Source organism: Bacteroidales bacterium (genome assembly GCA_012517825.1).
Classification (GTDB): domain Bacteria; phylum Bacteroidota; class Bacteroidia; order Bacteroidales; family JAAYUG01; genus JAAYUG01.
The window spans coordinates 1-19,864 of record JAAYUG010000064.1; the positions used below are offsets into that span (position 1 = coordinate 1).

Consider the following 19,864-nt stretch of genomic DNA (forward strand, 5'->3'; position numbering starts at 1 on the left):
AAAGACTTTAGGTGACTATAGCGATGGGGTACCACCTCTTCCCATTCCGAACAGAGAAGTTAAGCCCATCAGCGCCGATGGTACTGCACTACAATGCGGGAGAGTAGGTCGTCGCCGATCTTTCAGAGAGGGTGTTCAAAAACTCAGATTTTTGACACCCTCTCTTCTTTTCATTTCCCAGCCTGATTACCCTGACCTGCAATAAAACCATTCCCCTGACTACCCGGGTTATTAACAGGAAATTGTTTATAAAAATAGTTAAAAATCAGCTATTTACAGATTGCTTCCCGGTTCAGATAGCCTACCTTTGTCATGGTTTTTATGCGGTTTTTTATCCTACATATCTTCCTCATCTTCCCCCTGATATCCCTTCATTCCCAGAAGGGAACCGATACCTCAGGTGTGGTAATGGCTTTTTCTCTTACCCGGGATTTTACTCAACGAACCCAGGCCGAAATTGATACTTCCCTTCCCCGTTTTCAAATGTTTAATCCCGCTCTGAGGCATTATTTCCCATCCGTATATGCCGGGAATCCAGGAACACACGTACAAAGCGCATGGTTTCCTGAACGTGCTGAATCCAGTGTCGTTTCTTTTTTCTCCTCACTGGAACCCTACATGGAACTTCCTTCACGCGCATATTATTATAGAACCAGAAAACCTTTTACACTGCTTACCTATTGTTCCGGCGGGCCTATGACTTCCCAGCAGCAGGTTCTTCAGGCAGTGCATACACAGAATGTCAATCCAAAATTCAACTTTGCTCTCAGATACTCATTGGTTTCTTCCATTGGCCAATATCCGAACCAGAAAGCCAGGGATAATGCTTTTGCCTTTACAACAAACTATATATCTGACAGGTACGAAGTAAAGGGTGTTCTGGCGGTTAATTCGATGTCGCTTCAGGAAAACGGCGGCATCATCGCCGATACAGTTCCGGAACAGGGAACTCTTACCTATGCTCCTGTTTTTCTCAACTATGCAACTTCAAAATACCAGCATACAGGGCTGATGGTAACCCAGGGTTTGCATTTCGGGAAATTCCCATGGACGAAAACGGCTGATTCAACCGTGCAGAAAAAAGATACTTATTTTTCCACCCTGCATTATACCATTGGTTTTGATGCATTTACGAGAAATTTTGACGTTTCTTCCCTTACGAAATTGTCCGGTTTTGGTGATACACGAACTGACAGTGCCTATTTCAGGCATTTCTATGATACAACAGCCTTTACCCATGATCAGGTTTTTTCCCGGAAGTTTTATCATCAGTTACAGCTTGAACTTCATGACAGTCCGTCAGCCTGGTTCCGTTTTCGTGGTTATGCCGGTGTATTTAATGAATTGATGAGTTATCCTGTCAATGACCGCCGGCGGAACAGCTATAACCTTGGAATCAATGCCTCGATGATAAGCTCTGCCGGAAAAATTCTTACATGGGTATTTTCCGGAAAGTACTACCTGGCTGGCTATAATGCCTTTGACTACGAGCTTAAGGCTCAGATGCTTACTTCCGTCAGAAAGGTGAATCTTCTGGCAGAAGGCGGAAGAAAAGCTGTAACACCTGATTTCTATTACAGACAGTATTACGGGAACAATGTCCGCTGGGATTTTCCGGCTTCCGGCAATGATCCCGCCAGGCAAAGCATTACCTGGGTGCAGGCGCGCCTGGAAATGCCTTTGATTACGTTGACCGGAGACACGAGGTGGATTCAGAATTACCTGTATTTTACCGATTCCATGCCTGCTCAGGATAAGGGGAGTTTTATTATAAACAGTCTGATGGCCAAAGCCTGCCTGAACGTATGGAAGTTCCGTACCATAACAGAGCTTGCTTTCCAGCAGAGCGGAAGTACCCTTGTGAACATTCCTGCCGTGGCAATAAGAAATACTACGGCATTTGAACAAATCCTGGTTAAAAATGTTTTAATAGCAAACCTTGGATTTGATGTATACTATTTTACCTCATACTTTGCCGATGGATTTAATCCCGCAACCGGGCAGTTTTTCGTTCAGCGTCTGCACAAGATCGGAAACTATCCCTTTGCAGATGTGTTTCTTAATTTCAAGCTGAAACGTACCCGTATCATGCTGAAATATGAACACATAACTGCTGGCCTGTTGCCCAGAACCTACTTTACGGCGTGGCATTATCCAATGCAGGGCGCTGTTTTTACGTATGGCATTTCCTGGTCGTTTTACGATTAACAGGCTATTGTTAACCTAATCAGAACTTATGAAAAGAGGAAGTTATATTGTTTTTATTTTATTTACCGTATTTGTCTTTTTCCCTTTGCTCACAACCTGTCACAGAACAGAAAAAAAACAGGTTGTCCATAATTTCGATTATGAGCAGATAAGGAACAGAGGCAGGCTTATTGCTATTACGGATTTCAATTCAATGAACTATTTTATTTACAAAGGTCAGCCTTTAGGCTACCAGTACGAATTGCTTCAGGAATTTTCAAACCATATCGGCCTTCCCATACAGGTTATTGTTCAGAATGATATTCATGAGGCCATTCACATGCTCAATACAGGCGAAGCAGACGTGATTGCGATGAATCTTACCGTTACCAATGAGCGAATGAAAGTGGTAAGTTTTTCAGTTCCCATAACCAGTACCCGCCAGGTTCTTGTACAGAGAAAACCCGGAATATCAGGTAATTCAGGAATGGTTCTTGCTACACCGGAATTTGTAAAAACACCGGCAGCCCTTGCCCATAAGCTGATTTATGTGCAAAAGGGTTCATCTTATACTGACCGGTTGCGGAATCTTTCCGAGGAAACCGGTGCAGGTATCAAAATCAAGGAAGTTCCCTCCACATCCGAAGATTTGGTGGAGCAGGTAGCCAGGGGAGATATAGATTATACTGTATGTGACGAAAACATTGCCCGTGTGGCAGCCATGTATTATCCCAACCTTGACTATAGTGTTCCGGTAAGTCTGGAGCAGAACCTCGCATGGGCGGCGCGGAAAGATTCTCCTGAGCTTCTCGGTATTCTCAATTCCTGGCTTGGCAGTTTTACCAGAACCACGCGTTTTTCAGTAATTTATCGCAAATATTTTGATAACGCCCGTACTTCATCCATTGTGAACAACGAATACTTTGTTCTGCGAACAGGAAGAATTTCACAGTATGATGAACTCATTCAGAAGTATAGCGCTCAGATCAACTGGGACTGGACCCTTTTAGCCTCACTCATTTATCAGGAATCACATTTTAATCCTAACGCCCGTTCATGGGCGGGAGCGTATGGTTTAATGCAGTTGATGCCCAGTGTTCTTGACCAGTTTGGAATTGATACGCTGGCTTCACCTGAAAAAAACATTGAGGCGGGCATAAAGCTGATCGCCTATCTTGATCAGCAATTTGACCCCTCTATACCGAAAGATGACAGGATAAAATTCATACTTGCCGCATACAATATTGGATTAGGCCACGTATGGGATGCCCAGCGTCTGGCAGAAAAGTACGGACAGGACCCAAAAAAATGGGACAACGTGGAGTATTTTCTGATTCAGAAAAAGTATCCCAGGTATTATCTTGATCCCGTGGTAAAAAATGGTGCCTGCAAAGGAGATCTGGCCGTGCAATATGTAAAAGATGTGCTGCACCTGTACCATCATTACAGCAATATCATTGCCAGTCTGGAGAAGTAGGCCTGCAACGGTTGCGGGGTCCGGACAACTGGAGGGTCTAAAATTCAACAGATCGGATTATTTCAACAAACTCACTCATTATCATAGCAGTTGCCCCCCATATTTCTTCTCCGTTCATATCATAAAACGGAGCATTCCATGCATTATCTCCCGAGAAGATCTTTTTGAATTTTACGTTTTTTTCATCAAGTAGTTGGGATAACCGGGCTTCAATAACATATTTTACCTCAGCAATATCGGGTTGCCAGGAAGGGATTCCTTTATATTCACCCACAAAAGGATGGACCATATAATTGCTTGCCGGAATGTGCAGAGGGGTAAGATTTCCGAGAATGCGAATACGGCCGGAAGGGATGCCAAGCTCTTCCTGAGTTTCCCTTAAGGCAGTTTCCTGCAACGAACTGTCATAACGCTCCATACGGCCGCCTGGCAGGCTTATCTGTCCTCCGTGAGGACCATCATAGTCATTCCGTTTGATAAACACGGTGTACCATTCCTCATCCCGTTGAAAGAGCAGAATCAATACAGCTGCAGGAACCGGCTTGCCCGGAGCAGCAAGGAAAGGACGTTTTTCCGGCGCCATCAGTACCTGGGCTTTTAAACCGGGCAATTCTTCTTTTAGTTTCTTTTCAAGTTTGCTCAAAAACATTTGTCGGACGTTCTTAATTTTCTATCTTTGAGATCTGGTTGTAACTAAGTCAAATTAATGTAGATTCCATATGGAGCTTTATATTAAAAGCAGATTTTATGGAATACATGAAGCTCATAATTAGTAAATTTTAATAACCATTTTCTTATGAGGAACACCATTCAATTCCCTGTAAAGATAGCTTTCTTCGTTCGTTTGGTGATGTATTCTATGTGTTTTTTCTGTTTTTCCGGTTTGCTCTGGTCTCAACAGGTAATTCTTTCTTCTGGAGGAACCATTAATGGTTCAGGAGGGTCAGTAAGTTTTAGTCTCGGCCAGGTTTTTTATACCGAAGCCTCAGGTACCGGGGGGAGTGCATTACAGGGGATTCAGATTCCATTTGAGATTTATGTGGTAACCGGCATCGACGAATCCAGTCTGATGCACCTAAATTACCTGGTTTATCCTAATCCTGTGGATGAAAATCTTGTTCTGCGGATTGGTCACTTTTCCTTTGAAAACATATTGGTCCAATTATACGATGCCAATGGCCGGTTAATCAAAAAGTTGAGAATCAATGGAGAAGAGACGATTCTGCCTTTCGGTAAGTATAGTGCAGGCAGTTATTTTCTCAAAGTCTTAGATAATGGTAAGGAAGTTAAAGTTTTTAAAATTATTAAACACTAGTTCCTTTTGGATTCCATTTATATTGATTAAATAAATCTGCATCGTTATGAAAAGCAAGCATCTTTTTGTATTATTTTTTTTCCTGTTCAATGCATCATTGTTTTGTCAGGTTCCTCAGAGTTTTAGTTATCAGGCAGTTGTTCGCAACAGCACCAATGAACTCATCAAAAACTCACCTGTTAAAATCAGGATAAGTATAGGCTATTATATGGCTTTTGGTAATCCTCCGCAGCTTACGTTCTTCCCTGTTTATACCGAAACTCATGAGACAACCACAAATGAAAATGGTTTATTTTCTCTCATGGTTGGCGGGGGTACCCCTGTATCCGGAAGATTTGATACAATACCCTGGAGCGGGAATACATTTTACATTAAAACGGAAATTGATCCTGCTAACACAGGAAATTATACCATTTCATCAATAAGTAAAATCCTGAGCGTACCCTATGCTTTAAGGGCTGAACGATCCGATAATGGAATCGTTGCCTATGGGCTTATCGATTCGGATGGTACGGTTCTGGCTGGTTCCGGAAATTTTATAGTGTCAAAAGAGACAATGGTCCCTGGTATATATTACATAACATGGAATAGTACTTCTGGTATTAACAATGATAAACTGATAATTTCAATTACCCCATACAATACAACCTATCCTCTTGATGTAGTACCGTTTACTTGTCATTATAAAGCCTTAAATGACAAGAAAATTGAGGTAATTTGTTTTAAAAATGAATTAAATGTAAATACGAGGTTTTCTTTCATCGTAGTCAACCCTTACTAATCAGAATGTCGAATTAGTGAGCAGGGAATGTAATCAGTGTATTTATAGATTTTTTGCCCGTAAAACAATTTACCTCGATGCAATTATTCAGGCATTCAACGGCAGAGTTGCTATCTTTACCTCAGGTTATAAAGTAAATGTGTCGAGCGCATCAAATTGGGGTTGATAATGATTTTTTTACCTGTTACGTAGGATTAAGCCCGGATTACGCATTAGAGGTGAAATTGAATTAAAGCATAAAGGGTTAGTCAGTAGAATTCCCATCCGGGTTAATCTCTTTGAAACGAAGTGAAATGGGCTGTGAGCGCATATTATGCATAATATTCAAAGCAAGGCAGAAAATTTTGGTTAAAGCGGTAGTTGAATAGGTTGGTCCATATTTTAGTAAAATTTTTTGCTACAAATAATAGCTCCGGTTCTTTCTTGTAAGTAAAAAGTGGTATCATGAAGTTATTCTTTCGGTTTTTCGTGACGGTCCTTATTAGCAATTTTGGACTGGTTGGAGTAATTGCACAGGGAAATTCCGGAGCCAACAATATGCCTGTCAGCACGTACATTGTTGTTGATCAGTTCGGTTACCGTTGTTTTGATCAGAAAACTGCAGTGCTGGTTGATCCTCAGCAGGGATTTAATGCCCAGGATGAATTTATTCCCGGGAAAAATTACCAGGTTCGGGTATGGAATACTGATTCCGTTGTTTATAGAGGTACCCCTGTTGTATGGAATGGTGGCAAAACAGATGCTACTTCGGGCGACAGGGGCTGGTGGTTTGATTTTTCGCCGGTGACCACACCGGGAGAATATTATATTTATGATGTTGAAAAAGGGGTCCGGTCTTACCCGTTCCGCATTGGTTCGGATGTTTACAGGGAAGTACTTGCTGCTGCTACCCGTATGTTTTACTACCAACGGGAGTTTACCCGGAAAGAAGCAATGCATGCAGGCAGTGCATGGACGGAAGGACCCTGGTTTCTGCAGGATACCGTGACACGCGATGTTAACGACAGGAATAATTCTTCCAAATTCAGGGATATGCGTGGCGGCTGGATGGATGCCGGCGATGTAAACAAGTATGTTACTTTCTGCCATCAGCCTATTCATCAGTTACTGACAGCCTATGAGCTCAATCCCGGAGTTTTTACCGATGCTACCAACATTCCTGAGTCAGGTAACGGAATCCCTGATATACTCGACGAAATTCGTTTTGAAATGGAGTGGATGATGCGGATGCAGGACACATCCGACGGAGGGGTTCATATAAAGATGGGAAACATCGATTACAATGATGCCTGGCCATTGAGTACTGATACCCGTCCAAGATACTATGGTCCAAAATGTTCCTCGTCCAGCATAGCAGCAGCCGGAATGTTTGCCCATGCCGGCATTGTATTTTCCAAAATTCCCGGCTGGGAATCTTTTGCGCAAGATCTGAAAAACCGAGCTGTAAAAGCATGGAACTGGTATAAGTCAAATCCGAGAAGTGCCTCCTGTGATGATGGTACCATCAAATCGGGCGATGCCGACTGGGATCTTGCCCATCAGGACAGGGCAGAGGTTGTTTCGGGTGTTTATTTGTACATTCTTACGGGAGAAAGCAAATACCATGATGCAGTTAAGGCAAATTATACCAAAACACGGCCATTTTATGATGTTACATGGAGTATGTACGACGGGCCGGAGGGTGATGCTTTACTGCTTTACACCACCCTGCCGGGAGCTGATCTGACGGTTAAAAACGCTATTCTTGCGCGCAAAACCAGCATGGGAAAAACCTCAGCCATCTTTTTCCCTGGGGAAGATTTATACAATGCCTGGGTACCTCTTTCTTCCTACCATTGGGGAAGTCTCAACCCAAGGGCATGCATTGGAAATACCAACATGGACTTTATCGACTACCGGCTCGATTCGGCTAACCATCAACGATACAAGAACCGCGCATTGAATATTCTGCACTACTTTCACGGGGTGAACCCGTTCAATATGGTTTACCTGAGCAATATGGGAAGTTACGGGGCTGAACGTTCCGTGATGAAAATTTACCATGCCTGGTATCGTTTCGGCACCTCTCTGGCAGGAAATCCTGCTCCGGGTTATGTGCCGGGAGGCCCTAACAAAGATTATGGAGGGAATCTGACTTCTTTGAAAAATCAACCCCCTCAGAAATGCTTTCTCGAATTTAATGACGGTTGGCCGGCCAATTCCTGGGAAATTACTGAACCGGCCATCTATTATCAGTCAGCATACGTTAAATTGCTCTCCCATTTCATAGGGGAAGAATGCGATGAAAACGTTTCTCCCGACAGCATTGTTCTTTCGAAGGATTCAGTAAGCCTGAAACAGACGTCCTCGGTTACTCTTGAGGCTACTGTTTACCCGGCAACGGTATGTAACAGGTTCGTAAAATGGGTTGTGGCCGACACATCTATAGCAGAAATCAATGCAGAAGGGGTTTTGACCGGAAAAAAAGCAGGAAATACATTTGTATCTGCCGTATCATATGCTGACAGTACCATAACCGATACCTGTTTCATCGAAGTGATTCCTTGCATTCGAACAGCATGGGAGAATGTGCCCGTGCATATCCCCGGAAGGATTGAAGCCGAAAATTTTGATGTCGGATGCGGAGATGAAGCATATTATGATAAGGATGCTTCCAATAATGGAGGCAAGTATCGGACGGAGGGGGTGGACATAGAAACCTGCAGTGAAGGCGGATATAATATCGGATGGGTTGAAAAGGATGAATGGTTGGAATACACGGTCGTGGTTGATTCAGCCTGCGATTATATTGCTGAATTCAGGGTGGCTGCTCAAAGTGCACAGGGGGGAGTTGAGCTTTTTTTTTCTTCAGGCCCGGTCTCAACGGGAACCGTATCTTTTACTCCGACCGGAAGCTGGCAAACCTGGAAGACGGTGAGAAGCTCTCCCTTTTTTTTACATAAAGGAGAGCAGGTTATGCGCCTTATTATGAAAACCAGCCTGTTCAATATTAATTATGTTGATGTGCTTTTATACGAGCCTTCAGCTGTTGCAGAACATCCGGTTTCTCGTCCTGTGCTGTATCCTAATCCGGCAGTCGGTGAATGCAGGGTATCTTTTCCAGGCCGGGATGCGATTCAATCGGTTCAGGTTTTTGACTGCACCGGCCGTCTTGTTTATTCAGTCACCTCCCCGGGGGCTGAATCCGTTAAACTTCCGGTGACAGAGTTTGCAAGCCGCAGTTCCTTTTTTCTGATTAAGATAAGTACAAACCGACAGGTTTATTACGAGAAATTAACAATAATCAATTGATTTACAAAACTATAAACTTTTAATTAAACCGGATTGTCTTATCGGGGCTGATGCGGGCAATAATCATGGAAGGAATCAGGAGCATGGCAAGAATAGCTATCAGGGTTCCTATGTTGAGCAGAAGGAAGTAGCCCCATTCAAAACTGATAGGCACATAGGTTAGAAAATAGGCCGAGGGGTCAAGTTTGATAAATTTGCCAACGTACTGGACGGTGCACAATGTAAGTCCTATCAGGTTCCCCCAGAATAGCCCCCTTACGATCAAAAATCCGGAAAGATACAGGAACAAACGTCTAATACGAAGATTTTCTGTGCCCATGGCTTTCAGAATGCCAATCATGTTGGTGCGTTCCAGGATGAGAATCAGAAGTCCTGAAACCATATTGATGCCTGCAACTGCAAGCATTAATATGATGATGATGGTGACATTGATATCGAACAGGCCAAGCCAGTCAAAAATCTGCGGATATTTGTCGGTTATGCCAACAACTTTCAGATTATCGCCCTGATCATGAACTTCATAACCTACCTGGTCCCGTACACGGTATTTCATCAGGTTGATATCGTCGAAACGGTCGATGTAGATTTCAAAGCCGCTCACCTGATCGGGAGTCCAGTCGTTCAGCTTCTGAATGTGCCGGATATCGACAACTGCGTATAATTTGTCGAATTCCTCCAGCCCCGTCTCATAGATGCCTGCAATGACAAAACGGCGCATGCGGGGTGGGTCCTGAACGAAGTACATCAGAACAGGATCTCCTGTTTTTAGCCTGAGAAGCCGCGCAACATAAGCCGATATCAGAATCTTGTCGGATGGCAAGGTATCGCCAGGCTGTATGATGGTGCCTTCTTTCAGGTATTTTCTGAAAAACGTCCAGTCGTAATCATGATCAATGCCTTTGAGGACAATTCCCTGTATGTCGTTTTTTGTTTTAATAATGCCGGGTTTAAGAGCAAAAACTTCCACATGCCGGATGCCGGGCATATTCTGAAGTTCTCCCAGGAAAGGCTGATTCCTGCTGATAGGCTGTGTTTCGTATGAAAGATTGGAATCGAAATTCAAGATCTGAATATGCGCGGCAAAGCCAATTACCTTGCTGCGGATCTCCTTTTTGAAAGCCGTTACAGTAGCCACGGTGACTATCATTACGGCAAGGCCGAGAGCAATGCCAATTACGGCAATGCGCACGATGGACCGGGAGAGCTGTTTGCGGCTTTCCCTGTCTTTTATAAGGCGGCGGGCAATGAAAAACTCTGTATTCATTTTCAGGAACGTCCGTTGGCAAATGTAACAATTCAAAACGGAATCAGGTTGTCGGAGAAGGACTAACCTTTGAAAAATCAGGATACAATTTCTATGTGAATATCTCTTTTTCAGGATGTTTGGTATTTTGTATTTCACAATTGAGAAAACAAATTGTAAATTTCGGGGCTGTGCGCAGAAGGCAGATTATACAGGCAATGGCCATTTTTATGGCAGTAACTGCAGCAAAGGGACAAATTGTTCCGGGAGCATGCAGAACTCAGGCTTATTTTCATCTGCTGGACGGAAAAAAGATTGCGCTGGTGGCCAATCATACTTCGCTGATAGGAGTGACCCACCTGTTGGACACTTTTCTTCTGAGCGGCCTGGATGTAAAGAAGGTATTTACACCGGAGCATGGATTCAGGGGAGATCTTGATGCCGGGGCAAAAGTACCGGCTGGCCGTGATGCAAAGACCGGACTCCCTGTAATTTCACTTTACGGGAAAAAAGTTAAACCTTCACCTGCCGATCTGAGCGGAATTGATTTAGTTGTATTTGATGTACAGGATGTCGGCGTGCGGTTTTACACCTATCTTTCCACCCTTTCTTATATGATGGAAGCCTGCGCAGAAAACAACATTCCTTTGCTTGTACTGGACCGTCCCAATCCGAACGGGTTTTACATTGACGGGCCGGTGCTGGAACCGGCTTTCCGGTCGTTTGTTGGGCTGCATCCGGTTCCTGTGGTTTATGGAATGACCATTGGTGAATACGCCCTGATGGTGAATGGTGAACATTGGCTCAGGGATTCTCTGCATTGTACACTTACCGTTATTCCCTGCACGGGGTATTCCCACGATTCATTATACCATCTGCCGGTAAAGCCTTCACCCAATCTGGTTGACATGCGCTCGGTCTATTTGTACCCCTCCCTGGCCTTCTTTGAAGGAACGGCTGTCAGTGTAGGACGCGGCACTCCGTTTCCGTTTCAGGTATACGGCCACCCCTCAATGCAGGGATGTTCCTTTCACTTTATTCCCCGCAGCATGCCGGGTATGAGCCTCCATCCCCCTTATGCCGGGAAAATATGCTGCGGAACCGATCTCCGGAATTATAATACAATTGCCCTCCTGGATAAGAAAGAGCTTATCCTTGATTTTTTATTCGATGCCTATGAGAGATTTCCTGATAAGAACCGATTTTTTAATTCCTTTTTCGATCTTCTGGCCGGAACTTCTGCCCTGCGCGAGCAGATAAAAAACCGGCTTTCAGAAGAGGATATCAGGAAAAGCTGGCTCCCGGGGCTGACAAAATTTAAAGAAATCAGAAAAAAATACCTTCTCTACCCATGAATCCGAGGACGATAGCATTCATCATTTTTGTTCTCACCTACATAGGGATTATTTTTACCCGGTTACCGAAAATCAACGTTGACCGGCCATCAGCAGCTTTTTTCGGGGCTGTGGCCATGATCCTGACCGGAATTCTTCCCTTCGATGAGGCGATAAAGGCAATTGACTTTAATACCATTGCCCTGCTCCTTGGTATGATGATTATTATTACCACACTTCAGCTCGACGGCTTTTTTTCGCTTATTGCCAGCAAAACGATTTCCTGGAGCAAAACCCAGCAGCGTTTGCTGATTATTGTTGTTTTTGTTACGGGTCTCGCCAGTGCTTTTTTGGTGAATGATGCAGTAGTTTTGCTTTTTACTCCTGTGATCATAGCTATTTGCCGTTCATCGCAGGTTAATCCTGTACCGTATCTCATAGCCGAAATTCTTGCTTCCAATGCGGGCAGTGCCATGACCATTACCGGAAATCCCCAGAATATGCTCATCGGCATGAATTCAGGCATTCCTTATGGTACGTTTCTGCTGAAACTTTTACCGGTTTCTCTGCTGAGTATGGTTGTGATCATCCTCGTCATGAGATTGCTGTATCCTGCCAGTTTCAGAAACAGGGTGCCTATGCATTTTAACGGAAATGATTTCCAGTATCAGTATGCCTCCATGAAATTTTCAGTGCCAATATTCCTGGGGGTTGTTGTTCTCTTTTTCTTTAGCCGGACACTTCATTTATCCATACCGGTTATTGCACTTGGGGGAGCTTCTCTCGTTCTGATTTTCGGGAAGATCAGGCCTTCGACGGTTGTTAAAAATGTTGACTGGGTGCTTTTGCTGTTTTTTGCTTCCTTGTTTATTGTTGTGGAAGGGGCTGTCAGGACGGGACTGATGGATCCCTTTTTGCAGCAGAAGGTAATTGAACCCGATTTGAAGGGAATAGCGGCACTGCATGGATTGAGCCTGCTGCTTTCGCAGATCGTCAGCAACGTACCTTATACCGTTATGATGCTTCCTCTGATGAAAGCCGGTATGGCGAATGATATACTCTGGCTGAGTCTGGCTTCAGCTTCTACCCTGGCCGGTAATGCCACCATTATAGGGGCAATGGCCAATCTCATAGTCATTGAGTCTGCCGGGCGGGAAAAAGTTGTCATTGGTTTTCGCGAGTTTTTCAAGGCAGGTATCATAACAACCCTCCTGACCCTGGGGCTTTCCATCCTGATTCTCTGGCTTCAGCAAAGCATCGGATAGCCAAACCGATTATTCCGTTCTTCCCGGGTAGGTTTTCAATGCCACTTCAAGGCATTCCATGGCATTTTTCAGATCGTCAATTTTGAGCACGTAAGCAATTCTGACTTCATTTTTGCCAAGGCCGGGAGTATTGTAAAATCCACTGGCCGGGGCGAGCATTACAGTCTGGTTGTTATATTCAAAATCGCTCAGAAGCCACCGGGCAAATTCGTCGGTGTCATCAACCGGAAGCCGGGCAACGGCATAGAAGGCTCCTCCTGGCGTTGGGCAGACCACGCCTTCCATCCGGTTTAGTGCTTCGACCATATAATTGCGCCGGGCAATATATTCATTGTACACTTCAGCAAAATAGGATGGAGGTGTGTCGATTGCAGCTTCGGCAGCAATCTGGCCCAGTGTGGGAGGGCTCAACCGTGCCTGGCCAAATTTCAGGGCTGTGTCGAGAACTTTCTTATTCCGGCTCACAATACAACCTACCCTGATGCCGCACATGCTGTAGCGCTTCGACGTACTGTCGAGCATAATAACATGGTCTTCAATTCCTTTCAGGTTCATCGCCGAGTTGTGGGTTTTGCCATCGTAGACAAATTCGCGGTAAACCTCATCGGAAAATAGAAACAGGTTATATTTTTTAACAAGGTCGCGCAGTTGTTCCAGTTCTTCTTTTGAATAAAGGTATCCCGTAGGATTATTGGGATTGCAAATGATAATCCCCTTTGTACGGGGTGTAATGGCTTTTTCAAATTCGCTGACCGGGGGCAAGGCAAATCCTGTTTCAATTGAGGAACGGATCGGATTCACCTTCACACCGGCAGCAATGCTGAAACCATTGTAATTGGCGTAAAATGGTTCCGGAACAATCACTTCATCACCAGGGTCAAGGGTGGCCATCAGCGAAATGAGCAGTGCTTCCGATCCGCCGGTTGTTACCATAATGTTCGTATAGTCAATCTCAATTCCTATGCGTTGATAATAACCGGCCAGCTTGCGGCGGTAAGATTCAATACCTGCCGAATGACTGTATTCAATCACCCTGAGATTGATATTACGGATGGCCTCGAGGGCTGTGTCCGGGGTGGGGATATCGGGCTGGCCGATGTTGAGATGATAAACCTTCCGGCCTTTTCGTTTCGCTTCTTCGGCAAAAGGAACCAGTTTACGGATAGGAGAAGGGGGCATTTGCTGCCCCCTCCCGGAAATGTCAGGCATATGGATTCAGAATTTCCTTGTGCAACAAGTTATTTTTTGGGAGCTTCAACATTGCCGGTAATCCTCAGGCTAACCGGTGAATTGGAGGCATTGCTGAATACGGTAATTGTTTTGGTGAACTGGCCCGGAATGCGGGTGTTGTACTTTACCTTGATGGTGCCGGTTTTGCCCGGTTCAATCGGATCCTTTGTCCATTCCGGTACGGTGCATCCGCAGGAGGAGCTGACATTTGACAAAACCAGCGGCTCCTTCCCCGTATTCTTGAAAACAAAACTGTACGTTCCGTCCCCTTCAAACGGAATGGTCCCGTAATCATGGGATGTCTGTTCGAACGTAATTTCTGCTTTATTCTGTTTGGTTTCAGTTTGTGAAAAAACTGTAAAACCTGCAAAAACAAAAAGGATGGAAATAAGAATAACTCGTTTCATAGATGAAAAAATTTTGATTGCTAAGGTATAATAATTAAACAAAAAGTGTACCACAATAAGATGATGAAAGGGGAATTTGCCCGGCTTGCTGCTATTGTTTTAAAGCAGTTTTATTACTTTTGCAATTCATTTTTATTATGCATTCATGGAAATATCAAGCAAATACGATCCTTCACGTACGGAAGAAAAATGGTACCGGTACTGGATGGAACAGGGTTTTTTCAATTCGGATCCTGATGATCGGGAACCTTACACGATAGTGATTCCTCCTCCGAATGTTACCGGAGTTCTGCATATGGGGCATATGCTGAACAATACCATTCAGGATGTTCTGGTAAGGCGTGCACGCATGATGGGGAAAAATGCCTGCTGGGTACCCGGCACCGATCATGCATCCATTGCCACTGAAGCAAGGGTTGTTAGCAAGCTGGCAGCCGAAGGAATCCGCAAATCAGACCTCACAAGGGAAGAATTTCTGAAGCATGCCTGGGAATGGAAGGAAAAGCACGGGGGCATCATACTTGAGCAGCTTAAAAAACTGGGTGCTTCATGCGACTGGCGGCGCACGAAATTCACCATGGACCCCGAAATGTCGGAAAGTGTGCTTCGTGTTTTCGTTCATTTGTATAAGAAAGGGCTCATTTACCGAGGCGTACGGATGGTGAACTGGGATCCGCAGGCACGCACCGCCCTGTCAGATGAAGAGGTCATCTATCGCGAGCTTACTTCAAAGCTTTATTATGTAAAATATAAAATTGTCGGAGAAGATGGGTGGGTTACCGTGGCTACCACAAGGCCCGAAACCATACTTGGCGATACAGCCGTATGCGTAAATCCTGAGGATGAGCGCTACCTTCACCTTATTGGTAAAAAAGTTGTTGTACCCCTTGTTAACAGGGAGGTGCCGGTAATAGCAGACCCTTATGTTGACAAGGAATTTGGGACAGGATGTCTTAAGGTTACTCCGGCTCATGATATGGCCGACTATGAACTGGGACTGAAACACAAGCTGGAGGTAATTGATATTTTTACCGATGATGGGAAATTAAACGAAAAGGCACAGGTGCTGGTTGGACTTGACCGGTTTGAAGCCCGCACCCGGTCGGTTCAAATGCTCGAAAAGCAGGGGCTTCTTGCAAAGACAGAGGATTATGTAAACAAGGTCGGTTTTTCGGAGCGGACAGACGCTGTAATCGAACCCCGTCTTTCGGTTCAATGGTTTCTGCGGATGAAGGAACTGGCAGGTCCTGCTCTGAAAGCCGTTATGGAAGATGAAGTACGGCTGATCCCTCCCAAGTTTAAAAATACTTACAGGTACTGGATGGAGAATGTAAGAGACTGGTGTATCAGTCGCCAGCTCTGGTGGGGGCATCGCATTCCCGCCTGGTATCTGCCTGATGGCAGGTTCGTGGTGGCCCTTTCAAAGGAAGAGGCTCTGGAAGAAGCCAAAAGGGAGTTCGGCATCAATACACTTGCTCCCGACGATTTGCGACAGGATGAAGACGTACTCGACACCTGGTTCTCTTCGTGGCTCTGGCCTATTTCTGTGTTCGACGGAATAAGAAATCCGGGAAATCGCGACATGAAGTACTATTACCCGACCAATGACCTCATAACTGCCCCCGAGATCCTCTTCTTCTGGGTAGCCCGCATGATTATGGCAGGCTACGAATTTGCCGGTGAAAAGCCGTTCCGCAATGTTTATCTGACAGGAATTGTGCGTGACAAACAGCGGAGAAAGATGTCCAAATCGCTTGGCAATTCCCCGGACCCGTTACTGCTCATTCAAAAGTACGGAGCTGATGGAGTGCGCGTGGGAATGCTCCTGTGCTCTCCTGCCGGCAATGATCTGCTGTTTGATGAAAGTTTGACCGAACAGGGCCGGAATTTCGGGAATAAGATATGGAATGCATTCCGTCTGTTCCAGTCATGGAAAACAGACTCTGCTCTGCCTCAACCCGATAATGCCCGGGAGGCTGTTGCCTGGTTTACGGAGAAACTAAATGAAACGATTGCGGTTATTGAAGATCATTTCGAAAAATTCCGCCTCTCCGATGCCTTAATGGCTACGTATAAACTTTTCTGGGATGAGTTTTCATCCTGGTATCTTGAAGCGGTCAAACCCGGCTTTCAGAAACCAATGGACAATGCAACGTACGAAGCGACCCGTTCGTTTTTTGACCAGCTGCTGCGGTTGTTGCATCCCTTTATGCCCTTCATTACGGAGGAGCTCTGGCAGAACCTTGACCAGCGCATTGAAGGCGAAAGCATTATGCTGGCAAGGATTCCCGTCGCGAAACCTTTCCGGGAAGAAGTGATTTCCAGGTTTGAGCTTGTTAAAGAAGCGGTTACGGTAATCAGGGGCTTCCGGAAAGACCACAATGTTCCGCCACGCGAAGAGCTTGTGCTCTGCATCCGCGACAATCAGGGTGAGTTCAGCCGTGATTTTGATGCTGTTCTCTGCAAACTGGCTAATCTGAAGGAAATTCAAACCACCCGCGACAAGGTGGAAGGAGCTTTTGCATTTATGGTAAAATCAACTGAGTTCTTTATTGTTCACCAAACAAAGACCGATACATCGGAAGTAATCAGAAAACTGCAGGAAGACCTGAAATATATGCAGGGTTTTCTGGCTTCAGTTGAGAAAAAGCTGAACAATCCGAGGTTTCTGGAGAATGCCTCCGCTCAGGTAATTGAAAATGAGCGAAAAAAACAGGCCGATGCACAGAACAAAATTGCCGTTCTGCAGGAGCGTCTGAAACAATTGCAATAGGCTTCAGGGAGCAAGCCTCGCGCGGGTCCAGCGATTATCAGACAGCCGGTATTCAATCCGGTCGTGCAGGCGGTTTTCTCTACCCTGCCAGAATTCATAACGATACGGAACTGCCAGGTATCCTCCCCAGTAAGGGGGCCGGGGTATCGTTTTTCCTTTAAATTTTTCGAAAAATTCGCTATATCTCTCTTCAAGAACCTTGCGGTCAGGAATACGGGTGCTTTGTTGTGAGGCCCAGACGGCAATCTGACTTTCTTCCGGGCGGCTTACAAAATACGTATCGGATTCAATAGCAGGAATTTTCTGAACAATTCCTTCAATGCGCACCTGACGTTCCATGGCGGGCCAGAAAAAGAGAAGGGATACGTGCGGATTCTGCTCCATGTCATTTCCTTTGTGGCTCAGGTAGTTGGTAAAAAAAACCAGGCCTTTTTCACTGCTTTCCTTCAGAAGTACCATACGCGCGGATGGAATATTGTCTTTTCCGGCGGTCGCAAGGACCATGGCGGTCGGATCATGTTTTTCCTCCTTTAACGCTTCCTGCAACCATTGGTTAAATAAAGGAAAAGGTAATTCGGGCAGGAGGTTTTCATTCAGTATGGCACGTTTGTATTCGCGGCGATGATGTTTCAAATCCATAACGCATGTCTTGGCCACAGATAAACAAACAGAACGACCTGAAGTTCAGGCGGGGAGGAAGAATTTCAGTTCTGCATTTTGAGGCTCATATCAAGGGAACGGATCTGATGGGTGAGGGCTCCGACAGAAATGAAGTCCACTCCGCATGCAGCGTAATCGCGGACATTTTCCAGCGTAATACCACCCGAAGATTCTGTTTCGATGCGTCCGGCAATTAATTTTACTGCCTCACGGGTCAGGTCGGGAGAAAAATTATCCAGCAAGATGCGGTTGACTTTTCCGGTGCGGAGTATTTTTTCCACGTCCGACAGTGTCCGGGCTTCGACCTCAATCAGGAGGTTTTTGCCGGTTGCCTTCAGGTATTGAACGGCTTTTTCTATGGCTTCTTCAATGCCTCCGCAGAAATCAATATGGTTATCCTTGATAAGAATCATATCGTAGAGGCCCATCCGGTGATTCATTCCGCCTCCGATGCGAACGGCTTCCTTTTCAAGAAAGCGCATGCCCGGAGTAGTTTTGCGTGTATCGGTGATACGGGCCTTAAAACCTTTGATTTTTTCGGTGTACCTGTGTGTTTCTGTTGCTATACCGCTCATGCGCTGAAGAATGTTCAGTACAAGGCGTTCGGCCTGCAGCATGGATCGTTGCGACCCGCTGACTTCCAGGGCAATGTCTCCGGGATGAACACCTGCACCATCGGCTATACATTGTTTCACCTGAAGAGCCGGATCAATGGAATGAAAAACCATGGGGGCAATACGACCACCGGCAAAAATTCCTTCTTGTTTGATCAGAAGAACCATCCTGCCTGTGGCAGAGGCATCAATACAAGCCAGCGAAGTATGGTCACCATCGCCTAAATCTTCAGCCAGAGCTGTCTCAATCAGGCGCTTCAGCAGAAAGTGTTCATCGGGCAGAGTCATCTTTTTCGATACGTAACTGATTGATAGTCACTTCTTCACCCCTGGTCTTTAACAGGATGACCACCCGGAAGGAACCTTGTTTTGTAGTTAGCCTTCCAATGGCATAACAGAGACCTTCCCGCGATTCTTCGTGGCGGACAACAAAACCTACAGGCGGATACTTTGAAAAGAAATCCTTCATTATGATTTCAGCCTGTGTTTTACTGTAAACATTTTCATTCTCCAGAACAACCAGTTCAACACTGTTGTTGAATCGTCTGCCCAGTTCCCGGTAGTTGCCCGTTTTGAAAGCCGTAACAATTTCGGGCGGTACCTTGTCGGGAAGAGGTTCTCCTCCAGCCAGAAATGACATTGCTACCGAAACAATCAAAAAGCCAAAACGGTAAAACATCAGCATGATGCAGGATTTCTTCGTTCAAAAATAATACTTTTCATTATATGTAAAGTATGCAAAAATCGAACCAGATTTTGTTAATTTGGGAATAAAATTTGCGGGGTAAGAAAAAAGGACGTATGAAGGTTGTATTTCTGGTAACAGGTAAGGATGCTGAGCGATGGATAACGGATGGGGTGGAAAAGTATTCCGGAAGAATCGGAAAGTATCTTCCCTTTGAATATGTGGTAATTCCTGAGGTGCGTCAGAAGAAATCAATCAATGACACTGCTGTGGTAAAAGAAAAGGAGGGTTTGGCATTGCTTGGGCAGATACAGGAATCTGATTATCTTGTTCTGCTCGACCAGCGGGGAAAAAAGCACACCTCGGAGTCGTTTGCCGGGTGGCTGCAGGGAATGATGAACCGTTCACTTAAACGTTGCGTATTTGTTGCAGGCGGAGCATGGGGTTTTTCGGAAAAGGTATATCAACGGGCCGATTTCATGCTTTCTCTGTCGGATATGACGTTCAACCACCAGGTTATCCGGATTATGTTTCTGGAACAATTGTACCGGGCATTGACCATCCTGAGGGGAGAACCCTATCATCATGAATGAATGAAAATG

16 protein-coding genes and 1 rRNA gene are annotated in these 19,864 nt (G+C 45.1%); 10 read left to right on the forward strand and 7 right to left on the reverse strand.

All coding sequences use genetic code 11. The features are described 5' to 3' along the window. Positions 1–7 precede the first annotated feature (7 nt). The 3 genes from rrf to GX419_04150 all read left to right on the forward strand — a co-directional run bounded on the left by rrf (position 8) and on the right by GX419_04150 (position 3,664). Positions 8–120, forward strand: a 5S ribosomal RNA gene (gene rrf, locus GX419_04140). Between the two features lie 201 nt (positions 121–321). Continuing rightward, positions 322–2,208: a putative porin gene (locus GX419_04145; protein ID NLI23881.1), complete on the forward strand. Its 1,887-nt coding sequence runs from the start codon at positions 322–324 to the stop codon at positions 2,206–2,208. A 28-nt stretch (positions 2,209–2,236) separates the two neighbouring features. After that, positions 2,237–3,664, forward strand: coding sequence for a transporter substrate-binding domain-containing protein (locus GX419_04150; protein ID NLI23882.1), 1,428 nt, complete (start codon positions 2,237–2,239; stop codon positions 3,662–3,664). Positions 3,665–3,701: 37 nt separating this feature from the next. Here the strand turns inward: GX419_04150 and GX419_04155 are convergent, their stop codons facing one another. Then, positions 3,702–4,307 carry a CoA pyrophosphatase gene (locus GX419_04155; protein NLI23883.1) on the reverse strand — a complete coding sequence of 202 codons (606 nt, stop codon included), beginning with the start codon at positions 4,305–4,307 and terminating at the stop codon, positions 3,702–3,704. A gap of 153 nt (positions 4,308–4,460) precedes the next feature. Here GX419_04155 and GX419_04160 point away from each other — a divergent pair, with 153 nt between their 5' ends. From GX419_04160 to GX419_04170, 3 genes are all read left to right on the forward strand, one after another. Further along, a complete protein-coding gene (locus GX419_04160; GenBank protein NLI23884.1) occupies positions 4,461–4,979 on the forward strand; it encodes a T9SS type A sorting domain-containing protein in 519 nt (172 codons plus the stop codon). 208 nt (positions 4,980–5,187) lie between these two features. After that, a complete protein-coding gene (locus GX419_04165; GenBank protein NLI23885.1) occupies positions 5,188–5,760 on the forward strand; it encodes a hypothetical protein in 573 nt (190 codons plus the stop codon). A gap of 444 nt (positions 5,761–6,204) precedes the next feature. Beyond that, positions 6,205–9,051, forward strand: coding sequence for a carbohydrate-binding protein (locus GX419_04170; GenBank protein NLI23886.1), 2,847 nt, complete (start codon positions 6,205–6,207; stop codon positions 9,049–9,051). A 19-nt stretch (positions 9,052–9,070) separates the two neighbouring features. Here the strand turns inward: GX419_04170 and GX419_04175 are convergent, their stop codons facing one another. Further along, positions 9,071–10,315: an ABC transporter permease gene (locus GX419_04175; GenBank protein ID NLI23887.1), complete on the reverse strand. Its 1,245-nt coding sequence runs from the start codon at positions 10,313–10,315 to the stop codon at positions 9,071–9,073. 197 nt (positions 10,316–10,512) lie between these two features. Here GX419_04175 and GX419_04180 point away from each other — a divergent pair, with 197 nt between their 5' ends. Next, on the forward strand, positions 10,513–11,649 hold the full coding sequence (locus tag GX419_04180) for a DUF1343 domain-containing protein (protein ID NLI23888.1): 1,137 nt from the start codon (positions 10,513–10,515) through the stop codon (positions 11,647–11,649). Then, positions 11,646–12,893 (forward strand): anion transporter, encoded by a 1,248-nt coding sequence (locus GX419_04185; protein NLI23889.1) that lies wholly within the window; start codon positions 11,646–11,648, stop codon positions 12,891–12,893. Before GX419_04180 ends, GX419_04185 begins: the two co-directional genes overlap by 4 nt. Before the next feature lie 9 nt (positions 12,894–12,902). Here the strand turns inward: GX419_04185 and GX419_04190 are convergent, their stop codons facing one another. After that, complete coding sequence (locus GX419_04190) at positions 12,903–14,102, reverse strand: pyridoxal phosphate-dependent aminotransferase (protein NLI23890.1); 1,200 nt, start codon at positions 14,100–14,102, stop codon at positions 12,903–12,905. A 29-nt stretch (positions 14,103–14,131) separates the two neighbouring features. Further along, on the reverse strand, positions 14,132–14,530 hold the full coding sequence (locus GX419_04195) for a DUF1573 domain-containing protein (GenBank protein NLI23891.1): 399 nt from the start codon (positions 14,528–14,530) through the stop codon (positions 14,132–14,134). 145 nt (positions 14,531–14,675) lie between these two features. Between GX419_04195 and GX419_04200 the strand changes: the two genes are divergently transcribed. Further along, on the forward strand, positions 14,676–17,303 hold the full coding sequence (locus GX419_04200) for a valine--tRNA ligase (protein NLI23892.1): 2,628 nt from the start codon (positions 14,676–14,678) through the stop codon (positions 17,301–17,303). 3 nt (positions 17,304–17,306) lie between these two features. On the opposite strand, the gene pdxH is transcribed toward GX419_04200, so the two are convergent. From pdxH to GX419_04215, 3 genes are all read right to left on the reverse strand, one after another. Continuing rightward, the gene (gene pdxH, locus GX419_04205) at positions 17,307–17,942 is read right to left on the reverse strand and encodes a pyridoxamine 5'-phosphate oxidase (protein ID NLI23893.1); all 636 of its coding nucleotides are present in this window, start codon (positions 17,940–17,942) and stop codon (positions 17,307–17,309) included. Positions 17,943–18,007: 65 nt separating this feature from the next. Further along, positions 18,008–18,865, reverse strand: coding sequence for a carboxylating nicotinate-nucleotide diphosphorylase (nadC, locus tag GX419_04210; protein NLI23894.1), 858 nt, complete (start codon positions 18,863–18,865; stop codon positions 18,008–18,010). Next, entirely contained in the window at positions 18,849–19,262 is a 414-nt protein-coding gene (locus GX419_04215) for a DUF4783 domain-containing protein (GenBank protein ID NLI23895.1), read from the reverse strand. The genes nadC and GX419_04215 overlap by 17 nt, the downstream gene beginning before the upstream one ends. A gap of 116 nt (positions 19,263–19,378) precedes the next feature. Between GX419_04215 and GX419_04220 the strand changes: the two genes are divergently transcribed. Then, a complete protein-coding gene (locus tag GX419_04220; GenBank protein NLI23896.1) occupies positions 19,379–19,855 on the forward strand; it encodes a 23S rRNA (pseudouridine(1915)-N(3))-methyltransferase RlmH in 477 nt (158 codons plus the stop codon). Positions 19,856–19,864: the final 9 nt, after the last annotated feature.